Source organism: Flindersiella endophytica, from assembly GCF_054779015.1.
Map to the genome: position 1 here is coordinate 58,558 of NZ_BAAGYY010000019.1, position 16,319 is coordinate 74,876.

Here is a 16,319-nt window from a genome sequence, read left to right on the forward strand (position 1 = left end):
GCTACGCCGGGCTGCCGAGCCAGTGGCGTAGCGCCCGCTCGAGCTCGTCCACATTGTCGAGAAGGTCGTCTACAAAAGTGTCCGCAGGATTGTCGACACTCTTGTCGCCACGATTGTCGCCACGATTGTCGCCACGATTGTCGCCACGATTGTCGACGGGATTGGCGCCACGATTGTCGACGGGATTGTCGACGGGATTGGCGCCACGATTGTCGACGGGATTGTCGGCGGGATTGTCGGCGGGATTGGCGCCACGATTGTCGACGGGATTGTCGGCGGGATTGGCGCCACGATTGTCGGCGGGATTGTCGGCGGGATTGTCGGCGGGATTGTCGGCGGGATTGGCGCCACGATTGTCGACGGGATTGTCGACGATGTGGGCGACCCACGCCGTGTGACCGTCGGGACGGACGAGGAGCGCGCGCAGCTCTGGATGTTCGGGGCTTCGTGCGCTCACAGCGTTCACTCGGCCCGCCCACTTCGTCGCCGGCAGCCGGAAGCGCTGCTGCTCGGTGAAGTCGACCAGCACCGCACGCCCGGACTCGAGCAGGCCGGTCAGCCGCCCGCCGCCGTCACCGTTCAGCCGGATGTCGGGCGCGAGCCGGCCCAGCCAGGGGTGGGACTGCTCAGCGTGCGGATGCATCTCGTACGTCGTGTCCAGCCCGATCAGGGTCTCCGCGAACGCCCGGTTCCCACCCGGATGCCGGGCGACGCGGGTCAACAGCTCGGCCAGCGGTGCCCCCTGCTCCGCGAGCTCGGCCAGCGCCACCTGGGCGCGGGTGCTCGCCAGCAGCCGCTCGCCCACCGCGTGCCGCTCGGTGTGGTAGCTGGCGAGCAGGTGCGCGGGTGCCGTTCCGCGTACGGTGGCGGCCAGCTTCCAGCCCAGATTGAACGCGTCGTCGAGGGCGACGTTGACGCCGATCGCGCCCGCAGGCGGGTGGATGTGCGCCGCGTCGCCGGCGAGGATGATCCGGCCTCTGACGTATTCCTCGGCCTGCCGCGCGGCATCGCCGAACCGGGTCAGCCACCGTGCGCGAACGATCTCCACGTGCCTGCCGAGGGTCGCGTCGACCACTGCCTGGAAGCGCTCCAGCGAGACCGGCTCGTCGCGGTCCTGGTTCGCCGGCGGGTCCGGATCGGCCACCAGGACGCGTACGTAACCCGGTCGCGGGATCACGAAGACGTTCGCGCTCGGGCCCGGGTGGTTGCCGGGCGGGAGCCCAGCGGGATCGGCCAGTTCGACGTCGCCGAGCAGCATGTGGAGCTTCGCCGCCGTGCCGGGGAACGCGATGCCGGCCTGCTTGCGCACCGTACTGCGGCCGCCGTCGCAGCCGGCGAGGTAAGCCGCCTCGATCCGGTCCTCGCCGTCCGGTCCGTCGATCGTCGCCGTGACCGCGTCGGCGGACTGCCGCAGCTCGCGCAACGCGTGCCCACGCAGCAGGGTCGTGCCGCGATCCAGCGCGGTCTCCTCCAGGATCTCCTCGACCCTCGTCTGCGGGATGCCGAGAGAGTACGGATGATCAGTCGCCGCGCCCTCCAGGCTCAGCGTGACGGGCAGCGAGGTGAACGGCGCGTGCGGAACCTGCCAGCCCTCGGCGACGAACCGGTCCGCGAGGCCGCGCCGGGCAAGCAGGTCGAGGGCGCGGGCGTTGAGGTTGAAGCCGCGGCAGAAGTCCGGACGCACCGGGTGACGTTCGACCAGCGTGGTGTCGATGCCGGCGAGGCGCAGCTCGCAGGCGAGCAACAGCCCGGCCGGTCCGGCACCGACGACGAGCACTTCGGTCTGCCGGGTCACGATCGCCTGCCTCCTGGTTCGCGCTTGCTGGACGTGGGTTTCGGGGCGCGCCCGGGCGCACCGGCCGCCGGGGTCTTGGCCGGTGGGTTGCTGGGAACGTTTCCAGGCAGCGCGCCGGGCCAGGGCAGGCTGCCGTCGCGGATCTCCCGGATGGTCTTGCGTACCCAGTCGACCTCGGCCTCCCAGGCGTGGACCTGGCACTCGACCTCGAGCATGAAGAGCCGCGGCACCTGGCCGGCGCCAACAGTCTCGGCGAGGATCTGCTTGGCCTCCTGGATGCGCACCGTCAGGTGCCGTACGCGTTCGACCAGCGCGTCGTCGGCCTGCCGCGGGCCGAGCGCGCCGAGGTAGGCGACCGCGGCGACGAACTTCGGATACTCGTCGACCGGCACCCGGATGAGCTCGTCCAGCCAGCGCACGAACTCCTCACGACCGAGCTCGGTGTGGACGTAGACCGTGCGCTCCGGCCGGGCGCTGTCGCGCACGGTTTCCTGGGGCGCGATCCAGCGCTCGCGCGCCAGTGCCTCGATCGTGTCGTAGAGCGAGCCGGAGTTGATCTTGAAGCTGCTGTCCTTGAGACGTTCGCGCAGCGTGCTGGAGATCTCGTACGGGTGCATCGGCTGCTCGAGCAACAGCCCGAGCACGGCGAGCGCCAGCGGATTGCGGATCTTGCGATTGGCCATCGGGCACCTTGGTCGGTTCCTATTAGTCGGTTCCTACTATACGTGAACGAACAATAGGTTCCGGCCATCTGGATCCATGCCGATGCGTCCTGGATCGGCCTGGCCGAAAGCCGCCCGCCGTTTTCGACGTTGTAGAACTCGTCGGTACAGTGCCGCCCATGACGATGAGTGGTTTGGGTGACTTGATCCGCGTCTCGAACGCTGTCTCGCGTTCGATCAGCGCGGAGAACTTCACCGGCGAAAAAGGTCGCGGCGGCGCCGCGACGACTGGAACCGGCGCGAACGCCGCCCGAGAGCTCGGCCAGACCTGGAAAGTGTCACCAAGCATCGCGATCGAGCCGGGGGAGACCGCGACCCTCGCGGACATCGCCGGCAACGGCACGATCACGCACATCTGGCTGACCACCCACACGTCGAACTGGCGCCGCCTGCTGCTCCGGTTCTACTGGGAGGGCGACGAGCGTCCCGCCATCGAGGTCCCGGTCGGCGACTTCTTCGGCCAGGGCTGGGGCAAGTTCGCCCAGCTGACCTCGCAGCCGATCGCGGTCAACCCGAACGGCGGCTTCAACTCCTACTGGCCGATGCCGTTCGCCCGCAACGCCAAGATCACGCTGGAGTCCCTCGCCGACGAGCGAGTAATCGTTTACTACCAGGTCGACTACGAACTGGGCGGCCGCGAGAACGACGACAACCTCGCGTACTTCCACTCGCAGTGGCGTCGCAGCAACCCGCTGCCGTACCAGACCGACCACACCATCCTCGACGGCATCCAGGGCAGCGGTCACTACGTCGGGACCTACCTGGCCTGGGGCGTCAACAGCGTCGGCTGGTGGGGCGAGGGCGAGGTGAAGTTCTTCCTCGACGGAGACGAGGAGTTCCCGACGATCTGTGGCACCGGCACCGAGGACTACTTCGGCGGCGCCTGGAACTTCGACGTGCCGGGTGAGGGCTACACGGCGTTCAGCACGCCGTACCTCGGACTACACCAGATCATCCGGCCGGACGGTTTGTACAGCAGCCAGCAGCGCTTCGGGATGTACCGCTGGCACATCGCCGACCCGGTTCGCTTCGCCCAGGACCTGCGCGTGACCGTGCAGGCGCTGGGCTGGCGTTCGGGCGGACGCTACCTGCCGTTGCAGGACGACATCTCCTCGACGGCCTTTTGGTACGGCCGCGAGACGTCGTATGCCCGGCCCGCGACCCCCGACGCCAACACCCTCGAGATTTGCTGAGCAGCCCGAGACAGCAGGCAGCAAGGTGTGGACGCAGGGGGTCGCATCGCTATGAGGAACGAGCAGCGGCGGCGGCAGCCTTGTTGACCAGCGTCGCTACGAAGTCCTCGGTGTGTTGGAGGTGTTCATCCATCAGGATCCCCGCGGCCTTCCGCGCGCGTCGGCGTACCGCGTCCATGATCTTGGCGTGGTAGTCGATCGCGCGGACGGCAAGCTCGGCATTCTCGACCGTTCGCCGTCGTACCTTCCGAAGCGCGTCGTCAACGGAATGGAACAACGTCAGTGCGAACGTGTTGCCAGCCGCCTGCAGCAGGCAGTCATGGAAGTCGACGTCCGCGGAGCTGTACGCGTCGAGATCTCGGCGCGCCCAGGCCGCTCGCATCTGTTCCAGGGCTGTCTGCATGCGTTCCAGGTCGGCTTCGGTGCGGCGTTCGGCGGCGAGCTCGGCGATGCCGCGCTCGACGATCCGGCGCAGCTCTGTGAGCTCGTGCGCCAGCTCGAACCCCTGCTCGGCCGAGGCGCGAGCGTTCAACACGGCACTGTCGAACGGCGACCACATCCGAGGGGGATTGACGAACGTACCGCGACCTTGCTGTACGCGCAGGACTCCGCGTTGACGGAGGTCCTTGATCGCCTCGCGGAGGGTGAGCCGGCTGACGCCGGCCTGTTCCGCGAGGACCGGCTCTGGTGGGAGCCGCGTGTCTGGTGGATAGACGCCGGCTACGACGTCGGCAAGCAAGTGTTCGGCCAGCTGATCGGCCAGACCCGATCTGCTGACGGTTGCGAATGCGCCCTCGGCCGTATGGACGGTCGAGGGCCGCAAATGGCCTATGCGGTGTGTCATGTCCTGCTCCTGCGTGGGATGACCACCTCAGGACAATCAGGTGGTCGAAGAGCGAGTCCACAGAGTAGAGGACGCAAACTTGATCTGTTCGCGCAGTGCCGTCATTCGGTTGCTCGGAGTGCACGTGCAATTGGCACGTTCCGTACGAAGCGGCAGGTCAGGTTGTTCTCGGCGGTCCACGGAGGCGCGAACTACCGTGGGAGTCTGATGATTTGTCGTATGAAGCCCGGAGAGGAAGCGAACAGGGCATGACCGGATCGGTAACGGGTGCGGAGCTGGGATCGACAGTGCCATCGACAGGGGGAGGAACGCTCGACGAGGTGGTCCTCCGTCTCCAGCCGGTGGACAACGTCGTGATCGCGATGCGCGACCTCGAGCCGGGGTCGTACCGGCTGGGCGGCTCGTCGCTCGTTGTGCGGGACCGGGTGCCACGGGGGCACAAGCTCGCGGTGTCGCCGGTCGCGGAGCACGAGCCGGTCCGGAAGTACGGCCAGGTGATCGGTTTCGCCAGTCGCGCGATCTCCGTCGGCGAGCACGTGCACACGCACAACACCGCGTTCGAGACGTTCGAGCGGGAGTACGACTTCGGCGTCGACCTGCGGCCGACGTCGTACGTGCCGGTGGAGCAGCGGGCGACCTTCCAGGGCATCGTGCGTCCCGACGGCCAGGTGGCGACGCGCAACTACATCGGGATCCTCACGACCGTGAACTGCTCGGCGACCGCCGCCAAGCTGATCGCTGAACGGTTCAAGTGGGATGCGCTGGAGGAGTTCCCGAACGTCGACGGCGTGGTCGCGCTGACCCACGACACGGGCTGCGGGATGGCGGGGCCGGGCAGCGAGGGCTTCGAGGTGCTGCGGCGGACACTGACCGGGTACGCCGCACATCCGAACTTCGCCGGCTTCCTCGTCCTCGGGCTCGGCTGCGAGGTCAACCAGGTGTCGTCGCTGGTCGCCGACTGGGAGATCCCGGACCACAAGTTCACGATCCCGATGACGATCCAGGAGCTCGGCGGCACGCGGAAGACGGTTGCCGAGGGGATTGCGCGCATCCGGGACGTACTGCCGGACGTCGACCAGGTCTCGCGTACGCCGGTGCCGGCGTCGGAGCTGATCCTCGCGATGGAGTGCGGAGGATCCGACGGGTACTCCGGCATCACCGCGAATCCCGCGCTGGGAGCGGCGGCCGACCTGCTGGTGCGGAACGGCGGCACGGCCGTCTTCGGCGAGACGCCGGAGATCTACGGCGCCGAGCACCTGCTGGCCAGGCGCGCGGTGTCGTCGGAGGTGGGGGAGAAGCTGGTGGCGCGGATCCGCTGGTGGGAGGAGTACACCCGGATCCACGGCGGCTCGATGGACAACAACCCGTCCCCGGGGAACAAGGAGGGCGGCCTCACCACGATCCTCGAGAAGTCGCTCGGTGCGGCGGCCAAGGGTGGCACGACCAACCTGTGCGACGTGGTGGAGTTCGCGGAGCGGATCCCGACGCACGGCGGGCTGGTCTTCATGGACACGCCGGGGTACGACCCGGTGAACGCGACCGGCATGGTGGCCGGCGGTGCGCAGGTGCTCTGTTTCACGACCGGCCGCGGCTCGGCGTTCGGGTGCAAGCCCACGCCGTCGATGAAGCTGGCGACGAACACGCCGATGTACCAGCGCATGACCGACGACATGGACCTCAACTGCGGCGTGATCGCCGACGGCGAGAAGTCGGTGGAGGAGGTCGGCCGCGAGATCTTCGAGAGGGTGCTGGCGGTGGCCTCCGGCGAGCCGACGAAGAGCGAGGAGCTCGGCTACGGCGACGAGGAGTTCGTCCCGTGGCAACTCGGCGCCGTGATGTAGCCCGCGGGTGAGTTCGCCGGCGCGGCGGGATGGCAGGTAGCTGTCATCCCGCCGCGTGGTCCCTGCGTGTTTCTGGATTCCTTCCATAGAACTGCCGGCCCAGGTGAACCGGGCCGGTGCGCCGGTACGTGTAGCTGGGCATACGCCAGTACAGAAACCGGATGGAAGGGACCTTCCCGTGAGCGACATCGAACGCAGACGCCTACTTGCCGTGGTTGCGGCAGCTGGAGCGGCCGTCCCCCTGGTCGCAGCCTGCGGCGGCGATGACTCCACCAGCCCCGGATCCGGCACCGAGACCGAGGACACCTCGGCACCCGAGGAGACGCCGAGTCCTTCGGAGACCGAGGAGACCCCGAGCCCGGAGGAGACGAGCGAGGGAGGCGGCAACGCTCTGGGCAAGACGTCCGACATCCCCGTCGGCGGCGGCAAGGTCTTCGCCGAGCAGAAGGTGGTCGTCACTCAGCCGCAGGCAGGCGACTTCAAGGGCTTCTCGGCGATCTGCACGCACAGGGGCTGCCCCGTCAAGGACGTCTCGGGCGGCACGATCAACTGCCCCTGTCACGGCAGCAAGTACAAGATCGCGGACGGCAGTGTGTCCAACGGCCCGGCCACCAAGGGACTGGCGGCCGCGAACATCAAGGTCGACGGCGACAGCATCACGCTGGCCTGATCAGGCAGACGGCGGCAACGCCGGGCGCGCGGCACCGGCTGTCGGCGCGGCGTCCTAGGCTCTAGGACGTGGCGGATCCTGCGACTTACCGGCCCGCGCCCGGCACCATCCCCAACAAACCGGGCGTCTATCGATTCCTGGACGCCCGGGGCAGGGTGATCTACGTCGGCAAGGCCAAGAGCCTGCGCCCGCGCCTGTCCTCCTACTTCCAGGACATCGCGGCGCTGCATCCGCGCACCCAGACGATGGTCACCACCGCCGCCAAGGTCGAGTGGACCACGGTCAACACCGAGGTCGAGGCGCTCCAGCTCGAATACTCCTGGATCAAGGAGTACGACCCGCGGTTCAACGTCAAATACCGCGACGACAAGAGCTATCCCTGGCTCGCGGTCACGATGGACGAGGACTACCCCCGCGTCCAGGTCCTGCGCGGTGCCAAGCGCAAGGGCGTCCGCTACTTCGGTCCTTACTCCCACGCCTGGGCGATCCGCGAGACGCTCGACCTCCTGCTGCGCGTCTTCCCGATCCGCAGCTGCTCCAAGGGCGTGTTCAACCGCGCCCGCCAGATCGGCCGCCCGTGCCTGCTCGGCTACATCGAGAAGTGCTCCGCCCCCTGCGTCAACCGCGTCAGCGAGGACGAGCACCGCGCGATCGTCGAAGAGTTCTGCGACTTCATGGCCGGCCACGCCGCCACCTACACCAAGCGGCTCACCAACGAGATGAAGCAGGCCTCGGCCGGCCTGGAGTTCGAACGTGCCGCCAAGCTGCGCGACGACCTCAAGGCCCTCGAGCGCGCGCTGGAGAAGCAGGCCGTCGTGCTGCCCGACGGCACCGACGCCGATGTCTTCGCCGTCCACGAGGATCCGCTCGAGATCGCCGTCCAGATCTTCCACGTACGCGGCGGCCGGATCCGCGGGCAGCGCGGTTGGGTCGCCGACAAGACCGACGACGCCGGCACCGGCGAGCTGGTCGAGCGGCTGCTCATGCAGGTCTACGGCGCCGAGTCCGGCGACGGCGTGCCGCGCGAGGTGCTCGTGCCCGCCCTGCCCGACGACACGACCGCGCTCACCCGCTGGCTGGAGGATCGCCGGGGCGCGCGGGTCGACCTCCGCGTTCCTCAGCGCGGCGACAAGAAGGCCCTGCAGGAGACCCTGGCCCGCAACGCCCAGCAGGCGATGGCCCTGCACAAGACCAAGCGGGCCAGCGACCTCACCACCCGCAGCCGCGCGCTGGAGGAGATCCAGCAGGCCCTCGTGCTGCCCGACGCGCCGCTGCGGATCGAGTGCTACGACATCTCCAACCTCCAGGGGTCCAACGTCGTCGCCTCGATGGTCGTGTTCGAGGACGGCCTCCCGCGCAAGACCGACTACCGCCGCTTCACCGTGCGCAGCCGCGGCAAGGACGACGGCGCCAACGACGTCGCGTCGATGCACGAGGTGATCACCCGGCGGTTCCAGCGCTACCTCGACGAACGCACCGAGCTCGGCGAGCTCGACGTGAGCGAGGAGGGCGTGGCCGCCGCGCTGGTCGATCCGGAGACCGGCAAGAAGCGCAAGTTCGCCTACGCTCCCGGGCTGGTGCTCGTCGACGGTGGACCGCCGCAGGTCGCGGCTGCCCGCAAGGCGCTCGACGAGCTCGGCATCGACGACATCCCGGTGGCCGGCCTGGCCAAACGGCTGGAAGAGGTCTGGCTGCCCGACACCGAAGACCCCGTGATCCTGCCACGCACCAGCGAGGGTCTCTACCTCCTGCAGCGGGTGCGCGACGAGGCGCACCGGTTCGCGATCACGTTCCATCGGCAAAAGCGCAGCAAGTCGATGGTGGAAAGCATCCTCGACGGGGTACCCGGACTTGGCGAGACCCGCCGGAAGGCGCTGTTGCGCAGGTTCGGTTCGCTGAAGAAGCTGCGCCAGGCGAGCATTGACGAGCTCGCCGACGTGCCGGGCATCGGGCCGCAGACCGCGACGACGATCGCGGCCGCACTCGTGCAACACACCTCCGGTGGTCCGGCGATCAACACCGCAACCGGCGAGATCTTGGATGATGGACCTTCCGAAACACCTGACGCCCACGCCCGACCCACGGGGAGTAGAGATGACGACGAGCCCGCCCCCTGAGCTTGTCCTGGTGTCCGGCATGTCCGGCGCCGGGCGCAGCGCGGCAGCCGACGTGCTCGAAGACCTCGGCTGGTTTGTCGTCGACAACCTGCCGCCCGAGCTGCTGCCGACGATCGTCAAGGTGGTGAGCTCCGGAGACAGCTCGACCTCCAAGATCGCGGTGGTGGTCGACGTACGGTCGGGCTCGTTCTTCCCGGCCCTGCAGGGCGCGCTGGAGGCGCTGCGGGCACGCGACGTCAAGCCGACGCTGCTGTTCCTCGAGGCCTCCGACGAGGTCCTCGTACGCCGCTACGAAAGCGTCCGCCGCCCACACCCGCTGCAGGGCGACGGCCGGGTGCTCGACGGCATCGAACGCGAGCGCGAGATGCTCGCCGACCTGCGCGGCGACGCCGACCTGGTGATCGACACCTCGACGCTCAACGTCCACCAGCTCGCCGCGAAGATCGTGAGCGCGTTCGGCGCCGAGGACGACCACGCTCTGCAGGCGACGATCGTGTCGTTCGGCTACAAGTACGGCATCCCCGTCGACGCCGATCTGGTCGTCGACTGCCGGTTCCTGCCCAACCCCTACTGGGATCCCGAACTGCGCGGCCAGACCGGGCTCGACTCCGACGTACGCGACTACGTGCTCAAGCAGGATGACGCGATCCCGTTCCTCGACCAGTATGAGAACGTGGTCGGCCTGCTGGCCCGTGGCTACCTCAGGGAGGGGAAGCGGTTCGTGACGATCGCGGTTGGCTGCACTGGAGGCAAGCACCGCAGTGTGGCGATGGCCGAGGAGCTGGGCCAGCGGCTGCACGCGCACGGCATCGAAAACCTCGTGGTCCACCGCGACCTGGGGCGGGAATGACCGGCGCCCGGCAGGCGCGGACCGCCGCGTCGCTGGTGGCCCAAACGCTGGCGGCGGGTTCGGTGACCGGGTGTGCCGGCCGGGCCGCGCACACGATCGTCCAGCCGGTGAAGCACTCCTACGACGGCGCGAACGTCGCGGGTTCCATCGATGGTGAAGGCCCGGGCCTCGCGGTCTGTCCGGTCCGCTCGGCGAGAGGTGGCGGCTCGTGACGGGTGCAGGTCCTCGAGTGGTGGCGTTGGGTGGCGGGCACGGGCTCGCCGCCTCCTTGTCCGCGCTCCGGCAGGTCACCGACCAGCTGACGGCGGTGGTCACGGTCGCCGACGACGGTGGATCGTCCGGGCGGCTGCGCAAGGAGTTCGGTGTGCTGCCGCCAGGCGACCTGCGCCGTGCGCTCGCCGCGTTGTGCGACGACGACGAGTGGGGCCGGACCTGGGCCGAGGTGCTGCAGCACCGCTTCTCCAGTGATGGCGAGATGGCCGGGCACGCGGTCGGCAACCTCCTGATCGTCGCGCTGTGGGAACGCCTCGGCGACGCCGTCGACGGGCTCGACTGGGTGGCCCGGCTGCTCGGCGCGCGCGGCCGCGTGCTCCCGATGTCGGCCGTACCCCTCGAGATCACGGCCGAGGTGGCCGGCCTCGACCCGGCCGATCCGGCTGCCGTACGCGAGGTCCTCGGCCAGGCCCAGGTCGCGTCCACCACCGGGCTGGTACGCAGCGTGGCACTCGTACCCCCCAACCCGCCGGCGTGCCAGGAGGCCGTCGACGCGATCGGCGAGGCCGACGGCATCGTGCTCGGCCCCGGCTCATGGTTCACCAGCGTGCTCGTCCATCTGCTGGTGCCCGAGCTCGCGGCCGCGTTGCGCAACACGCCGGCCAAGCGCATCCTCACGCTCAACCTCTCGCCACAGGTCGGCGAGACCCGCGGTTTCTCGCCCGAACGCCACCTCGAAGTGCTCGCCGCGCACGCCCCTGGCCTGCAGCTCGACGTCGTGGTCGCCGACGACGCGTTCGTCGCCGACCAGCCGGCGCTGGCGGCTGCCGCGGCCGCGCTCGGAGCCGAGCTGGTGGTCGCCGACGTCGCGTGCGACGACGGCTCGCCGCGCCACGATCCGGGCCGGCTCGCCCAGACCTACGCCAAGGTGCTGTCCTAGCGCGTGTCTCCCAGATATCGCCTGACTCGCGCCGTCCCGCATGGCCCGCCACCGGCAGAGCACCGCGGCCGGGACGTGAGCTTGACCGGTCCGATTCGGAAGACGTGCCCCGGCACGATGTGGAATCTCAGCCACTTACCACGTAAACCGGCCGAATTCGGGCACACCCGCGCTGTGCCGAACTGGCCCGAGCGTGGCAGGATCTGCGCATGGCGATGACGGCCCAGGTAAAGGCAGAGCTCACGAGCACCACGGTGACCAAACCGTGTTGCCGAAAGGCCGAGGTGTCCGCGACGCTGAGATTCGCGGGCGGCTTGCACATTGTGAGCGGCCGGATCGTGGTCGAGGCAGAGCTCGACACCGGTGCGTCGGCGCGCCGGCTGCGTAAGGACATCGCCGAAGTCTTCGGTCATCAGAGCGACGTGCTGGTCGTCTCACCTGGTGGGCTCCGCAAGGGTCATCGCTACGTCGTCCGCGTCGCGAAGGACGGTGAGGCGCTGGCCCGCCAGACCGGCCTGCTCGACCCGCGCGGCCGTCCCGTCCGCGGCCTGCCGCCGCAGGTGGTCAACGGCTCGACGTGTGACGCGGTGGCGGCGTGGCGCGGCGCGTTCCTGGCGCACGGCTCGCTGACGGAGCCCGGCCGCTCGGCCGCCGTCGAGATCACCTGCCCGGGCCCGGAGGCCGCGTTGGCGCTGGTCGGCGCGGCCCGGCGGATCGGGATCGCGGCCAAGGCCCGCGACGTTCGCGGGGTCGACCGCGTGGTCATCCGCGACGGCGACGCGATCGGCGCGCTGCTCACCCGGCTGGGCGCCCACGAGAGCCTGATGCAGTGGGAAGAGCGCCGGATGCGCCGCGAGGTCCGGGCCACCGCCAACCGCCTGGCCAACTTCGACGACGCCAATCTCCGCCGCTCCGCCCGGGCAGCGGTCGCCGCGGGCGCTCGCGTCGAGCGCGCGATGCAGATCCTCGGTGAGGACGTGCCCGACCACCTGCGCGTGGCCGGCGTGCTGCGGCTGGAGCACAAGCAGGCCAGCCTGGAAGAGCTCGGCCAGCTGCACGACCCGCCTCTGACGAAGGACGCGATCGCCGGCCGTATAAGGCGTCTGCTCGCCATGGCCGACAAGAAGGCATCTGTGCTCGGCATCCCCGACACCGAGGCCAGCCTGACGCCCGACATGCTCAGCACGTGACGGCCCGATGACCGACCATTCTTCGGCCCCGGCATCTCAGGGCCGGACGGCACCTGCGGTACGAGTCGTGAACCTGAGCGCGCCGGTCTTCCGGGCTCTCGCCGACGGCGACCTGGTGGCTGCGAACGCCGCCAGTCCCGTTCCCCTCACGGACTACTTCGTGGGGCCGGACTGGCGACCGGTCTGGCGGATGCGCAGCACACAGGTCGAGGACGACCCGGACAGCGCGGGCTGGGTCACCGGCGTCATCTGGGACAAGCAGCGGCAGCTCGCTGTCGGCCGGGCCGGTTACCACGGGCCGCCCGATGCCGACGGGATGGTGGAGATCGGCTACGCCGTCGACCCCGCGTACCGGCGACAGGGCTATGCCCGCGCGGCTCTGGAAGCCCTGCTGCACCGAGCCGCGGTCGAGCCGCAGGTGACTACCGTCCGCGTCTCGATCAGCCCCGACAATCTGGCGTCCTACCAGCTGGCGTCGCAGTACGGCTTCGTCGAGGTCGGAAGCCAGTGGGACGACGAGGATGGCCTGGAGATGATCTACGAGGCGCCTGCCGTCAAAGGCTGAGTAAACCCCACCGGAATCACGTTGCGAAGCGTTGTCGCTGGCAGCACCCCGTTACCGCGACGTCCACCGTGCGCGAGGCGCGTGGCGACCGATCTCGGACACCCGGTAAGGTCCCCGGTGGGGGAATTGGGCCTTGCCCCGGCAGGCCTCCGGAACCTGGCAACGCCGCCGGTGCCGAGCTCAGACTTGAGCTATGCAACGTAAGGCAATACGACCCATGCGAGGGAGCGTCACGTGACCATCCGCGTTGGTATCAACGGATTTGGCCGGATCGGCCGCAACTTCTTCCGGGCGGTTCTCGCCCAGGGCGCGGACATCGAGATCGTCGGTGTAAATGACCTCACCAGTACTGACGTACTCGCCCACCTGCTCAAGTACGACTCTGTGCTGGGCACCCTGAAGGCCGAGGTTCGGCACGACGAGAATTCCCTCATCGTCGACGGCAAGCCCTTCCGCGTGCTCTCCGAGCGCGACCCGGCCGCACTGCCGTGGGGCGAGCTCGGCGCCGACATCGTGATCGAGTCGACCGGCATCTTCACCAAGGCCGCCGACGCCAAGAAGCACGTCGAGGCGGGTGCGAAGAAGGTCATCATCTCCGCGCCGGCGACCGACGAGGACATCACGATCGTGCTGGGCGTCAACGAGGACAAGTACGACCCCGCCAAGCACACGATCATCTCCAACGCCTCGTGCACGACCAACTGTGTCGCGCCGATGGTCAAGGTTCTGCTGGACAACTTCGGTATCCAGAAGGGCCTGATGACCACCATCCACGCGTACACCTCGGAGCAGCAGCTGATCGACCAAGTTGCCGTTTCGCGTAAGGGCTCGGTCAACCTGCGCCGTATCCGCGCGGCCGCCCTCAACATCATCCCGACCACCACCGGCGCGGCCAAGGCCACCAGCCTGGTGATCCCGGAAGTCAAGGGCAAGGTCGACGGCATGGCATTCCGCGTGCCGGTGCCGACGGGCTCGGTCACCGACCTCGTGGTCGACCTCGAGCGCGAGACCACCAAGGAAGAGGTCAACGCCGCGTTCAAGGCGGCCGCCGAGGGCCCGCTGAAGGACATCCTGGTCTACACCGAGGACGAGATCGTCTCCTCCGACATCGTGAACACCGCGCCGAGCTGCACGATCGACAGCAAGCTCACGATGGCCAACGGCAACCAGGTCAAGGTCGTCGGCTGGTACGACAACGAGTGGGGTTACTCCAACCGCATCGTCGACCTGGCTCGCCTGGTCGGCCAGGGGCTCTAAGCCGTGCCGCTGCGAGCAACCAGCGAACTCGGAGACCTGCGGGGCAAGAGAGTTCTGGTCCGTTCCGACCTGAACGTCCCGCTCGACGGCTCCCGCATCACTGACGACGGCCGGATCCGGGCCAGCGTTCCCACGATCCGCGCGCTCTCCGAGCAGGGCGCGCGGGTCGTGGTGACCGCGCACCTGGGCCGGCCCAAGGGCGCGCCGGAGGAGAAGTACTCCCTGCGGCCCGTCGCCGCCCGGCTCGGCGAGCTGCTCGGCAAGGACGTCGCGTTCGCCACCGACACGGTGGGCGAGTCGGCGAAAGGCACCGTTGACGGCCTGGCCGACGGCGACGTCGCCCTGCTGGAGAACGTCCGGTTCAACCCGGGCGAGACCTCCAAGGACGACGCTGAGCGCGGCGAGTTCGCCGACCAGTTGGCGGCGCTGGCCGACTGCTTCGTCTCCGACGGCTTCGGTGCCGTCCACCGCAAGCACGCCAGCGTCTACGACGTCGCGCAGCGGCTGCCGCACGCGGCCGGCGGGCTCGTGCTCGCCGAGGTCGAGGTGCTGGAGAAGCTCACCAAGAGCCCGGAACGTCCGTACGCCGTCGTGCTCGGTGGTGCGAAGGTCTCCGACAAGCTCGGCGTGATCGACAATCTGCTGGGCAAGGCCGACCTGCTGCTGATCGGTGGCGGCATGGTCTTCACCTTCCTCGCGGCCAAGGGTTGTCCGGTCGGCAAGAGCCTGCTCGAGGCCGACCAGGTCGAGACCGTCAAGAAGTACCTGGCGGACGCCGGCGACCGGATCGTGCTGCCCACCGACATCGTGGTCGCGGCCGCGGTCGAAGAAGGCGCCACGCCGACGGTGGTCGAGGCGGACGCGATCCCCGACGACCAGATCGGGCTCGACATCGGCCCCGCGTCGGCCGAACTGTTCGCCGACAAGCTGTCAGGCGCCCGTACGGTGTTCTGGAACGGCCCGATGGGCGTGTTCGAGATCGCCGCGTTCGCGGAGGGCACGCGCGCGGTGGCCGAGGCGCTTACGAAGACCGACGGCCTGTCCGTCGTCGGTGGCGGCGACTCCGCCGCAGCCGTACGCACGCTGGGCTTCGACGAGTCGGCGTTCGGCCACATCTCGACCGGTGGTGGCGCGAGCCTCGAGTATCTCGAGGGCAAGACGCTGCCCGGCCTTGCCGTCCTGGAGGACTGAACACATCGTGGCCAAGAAGAAGAACGACCAGATCGAGGGCCGCCGGGTCCTGATGGCCGGCAACTGGAAGATGAACCTCGACCACCAGCAGGGGGTCAACATGGTTCAGAAGCTGGCGTGGGTGCTGAAAGACAAGCGGCACGACTTCACGTTCGTCGAAGTCGCCGTGCTGCCGGCGTTCACCAGCCTGCGGTCGATCGGGATCCTGCTGGAGAAGGACTATCCCGAGATCGCGTTCGGCGCGCAGGACGTCAGCCAGCACGACAGCGGCGCCTACACCGGTGAGGTGTCGGGGTCGATGCTGGGCAAGACGGGCGCGAAGTACGTCACCGTCGGGCACTCCGAACGCCGTCAGTACCACCACGAGGACGACGCGACCGTCGGCGCGAAGGTGCAGGCCGCGTTCCGGCACGGGCTGACGCCGATCCTCTGTGTTGGTGAGGGTCTGGACGTACGCAAAGAGGGCCGGCACGTCGAGCACACGCTGTCGCAGCTGCAGATCGCGCTGGAGGGTGTGAAGCCCGAGCAGGCGGTGGAGCTGGTCGTGGCGTACGAGCCGGTGTGGGCGATCGGCACCGGTGAGGTGGCGACCCCCGACGACGCGCAGGAAGTGTGCGGCGCGATCCGGGAGAAGCTGCTGGACCTCTACGACTCCGAGGTCGCATCGGCGGTGCGGATCCAGTACGGCGGCTCAGTGAAGTCGGCGAACGTGGTCGGCATCATGGCGCAGCAGGACATCGACGGCTGCCTGGTCGGTGGCGCGAGCCTCGACCCTGAGGAGTTCGCCGCGATCTGCCGCTACCGCGACCTGCCCTCGATCCCCAGCTGACGTCCTCAAGCAACGGAGGGCACCGCGACAGGTGTCCTCCATTGCTTGATTGGCGACAGGATTGTCTACGAAGTCGGCGACAGGATTGTTGCCGGTTCGGTC

Annotated in this window: 15 protein-coding genes; 12 read left to right on the top strand and 3 right to left on the bottom strand. The window is 68.8% G+C overall.

The annotated features are described in order from the left end of the window. Position 1: 1 nt before the first annotated feature. Together ACYVF6_RS20875 and ACYVF6_RS20880 are read right to left on the bottom strand one after the other, a co-directional pair. Positions 2 to 1,795: an FAD-dependent monooxygenase family protein gene (locus ACYVF6_RS20875; RefSeq protein ID WP_460523820.1), complete on the bottom strand. Its 1,794-nt coding sequence runs from the start codon at positions 1,793 to 1,795 to the stop codon at positions 2 to 4. Continuing rightward, positions 1,792 to 2,478, bottom strand: coding sequence for a PadR family transcriptional regulator (locus ACYVF6_RS20880; RefSeq protein WP_460523822.1), 687 nt, complete (start codon positions 2,476 to 2,478; stop codon positions 1,792 to 1,794). Before ACYVF6_RS20880 ends, ACYVF6_RS20875 begins: the two co-directional genes overlap by 4 nt. A 158-nt stretch (positions 2,479 to 2,636) precedes the next feature. On the opposite strand from ACYVF6_RS20880, the gene ACYVF6_RS20885 reads away from it, so the two are divergent. Further along, a complete protein-coding gene (locus ACYVF6_RS20885) occupies positions 2,637 to 3,710 on the top strand; it encodes a glycoside hydrolase family 172 protein (protein WP_460523824.1) in 1,074 nt (357 codons plus the stop codon). 49 nt (positions 3,711 to 3,759) lie between these two features. On the opposite strand, the gene ACYVF6_RS20890 is transcribed toward ACYVF6_RS20885, so the two are convergent. Beyond that, on the bottom strand, positions 3,760 to 4,554 hold the full coding sequence (locus ACYVF6_RS20890) for a FadR/GntR family transcriptional regulator (protein ID WP_460523826.1): 795 nt from the start codon (positions 4,552 to 4,554) through the stop codon (positions 3,760 to 3,762). A gap of 248 nt (positions 4,555 to 4,802) precedes the next feature. On the opposite strand from ACYVF6_RS20890, the gene ACYVF6_RS20895 reads away from it, so the two are divergent. The 11 genes from ACYVF6_RS20895 (at position 4,803) to tpiA (ending at position 16,217) form a co-directional block, all read left to right on the top strand. After that, positions 4,803 to 6,395, top strand: coding sequence for a UxaA family hydrolase (locus ACYVF6_RS20895; RefSeq protein ID WP_460523828.1), 1,593 nt, complete (start codon positions 4,803 to 4,805; stop codon positions 6,393 to 6,395). Between the two features lie 178 nt (positions 6,396 to 6,573). Beyond that, positions 6,574 to 7,065, top strand: a complete 492-nt coding sequence (locus ACYVF6_RS20900; RefSeq protein ID WP_460523830.1) for a Rieske (2Fe-2S) protein — start codon at positions 6,574 to 6,576, stop codon at positions 7,063 to 7,065. 68 nt (positions 7,066 to 7,133) lie between these two features. Next, complete coding sequence (gene uvrC / locus ACYVF6_RS20905; RefSeq protein ID WP_460523832.1) at positions 7,134 to 9,182, top strand: excinuclease ABC subunit UvrC; 2,049 nt, start codon at positions 7,134 to 7,136, stop codon at positions 9,180 to 9,182. Continuing rightward, positions 9,160 to 10,032, top strand: coding sequence for an RNase adapter RapZ (rapZ, locus tag ACYVF6_RS20910; RefSeq protein ID WP_460523834.1), 873 nt, complete (start codon positions 9,160 to 9,162; stop codon positions 10,030 to 10,032). Before uvrC ends, rapZ begins: the two co-directional genes overlap by 23 nt. Further along, positions 10,029 to 10,244 (top strand): hypothetical protein, encoded by a 216-nt coding sequence (locus ACYVF6_RS20915; RefSeq protein ID WP_460523836.1) that lies wholly within the window; start codon positions 10,029 to 10,031, stop codon positions 10,242 to 10,244. The genes rapZ and ACYVF6_RS20915 overlap by 4 nt, the downstream gene beginning before the upstream one ends. Beyond that, positions 10,241 to 11,185: a gluconeogenesis factor YvcK family protein gene (locus tag ACYVF6_RS20920; RefSeq protein ID WP_460523838.1), complete on the top strand. Its 945-nt coding sequence runs from the start codon at positions 10,241 to 10,243 to the stop codon at positions 11,183 to 11,185. The genes ACYVF6_RS20915 and ACYVF6_RS20920 overlap by 4 nt, the downstream gene beginning before the upstream one ends. A gap of 209 nt (positions 11,186 to 11,394) precedes the next feature. Beyond that, entirely contained in the window at positions 11,395 to 12,375 is a 981-nt protein-coding gene (gene whiA, locus ACYVF6_RS20925) for a DNA-binding protein WhiA (protein WP_460523840.1), read from the top strand. Positions 12,376 to 12,442: 67 nt separating this feature from the next. After that, a complete protein-coding gene (locus ACYVF6_RS20930) occupies positions 12,443 to 12,940 on the top strand; it encodes a GNAT family N-acetyltransferase (protein WP_460523842.1) in 498 nt (165 codons plus the stop codon). Between the two features lie 234 nt (positions 12,941 to 13,174). Then, positions 13,175 to 14,197, top strand: a complete 1,023-nt coding sequence (gene gap, locus ACYVF6_RS20935; protein ID WP_460523844.1) for a type I glyceraldehyde-3-phosphate dehydrogenase — start codon at positions 13,175 to 13,177, stop codon at positions 14,195 to 14,197. Positions 14,198 to 14,206: 9 nt separating this feature from the next. After that, a complete protein-coding gene (locus tag ACYVF6_RS20940; protein ID WP_460524543.1) occupies positions 14,207 to 15,388 on the top strand; it encodes a phosphoglycerate kinase in 1,182 nt (393 codons plus the stop codon). Positions 15,389 to 15,440: 52 nt separating this feature from the next. Then, complete coding sequence (tpiA, locus tag ACYVF6_RS20945) at positions 15,441 to 16,217, top strand: triose-phosphate isomerase (RefSeq protein WP_460524544.1); 777 nt, start codon at positions 15,441 to 15,443, stop codon at positions 16,215 to 16,217. Positions 16,218 to 16,319: the final 102 nt, after the last annotated feature.

Coding starts and splice junctions, on each gene's coding strand:
- ACYVF6_RS20880 (WP_460523822.1), bottom strand. CDS start 2,478: ATGGCCAATCGCAAGATCCGCAATCCGCTGGCGCTCGCCGTGCTCGGG.
- ACYVF6_RS20885 (WP_460523824.1), top strand. CDS start 2,637: ATGACGATGAGTGGTTTGGGTGACTTGATCCGCGTCTCGAACGCTGTC.
- ACYVF6_RS20890 (WP_460523826.1), bottom strand. CDS start 4,554: ATGACACACCGCATAGGCCATTTGCGGCCCTCGACCGTCCATACGGCC.
- ACYVF6_RS20895 (WP_460523828.1), top strand. CDS start 4,803: ATGACCGGATCGGTAACGGGTGCGGAGCTGGGATCGACAGTGCCATCG.
- rapZ (WP_460523834.1), top strand. CDS start 9,160: ATGACGACGAGCCCGCCCCCTGAGCTTGTCCTGGTGTCCGGCATGTCC.
- ACYVF6_RS20915 (WP_460523836.1), top strand. CDS start 10,029: ATGACCGGCGCCCGGCAGGCGCGGACCGCCGCGTCGCTGGTGGCCCAA.
- whiA (WP_460523840.1), top strand. CDS start 11,395: ATGGCGATGACGGCCCAGGTAAAGGCAGAGCTCACGAGCACCACGGTG.
- tpiA (WP_460524544.1), top strand. CDS start 15,441: ATGGCCGGCAACTGGAAGATGAACCTCGACCACCAGCAGGGGGTCAAC.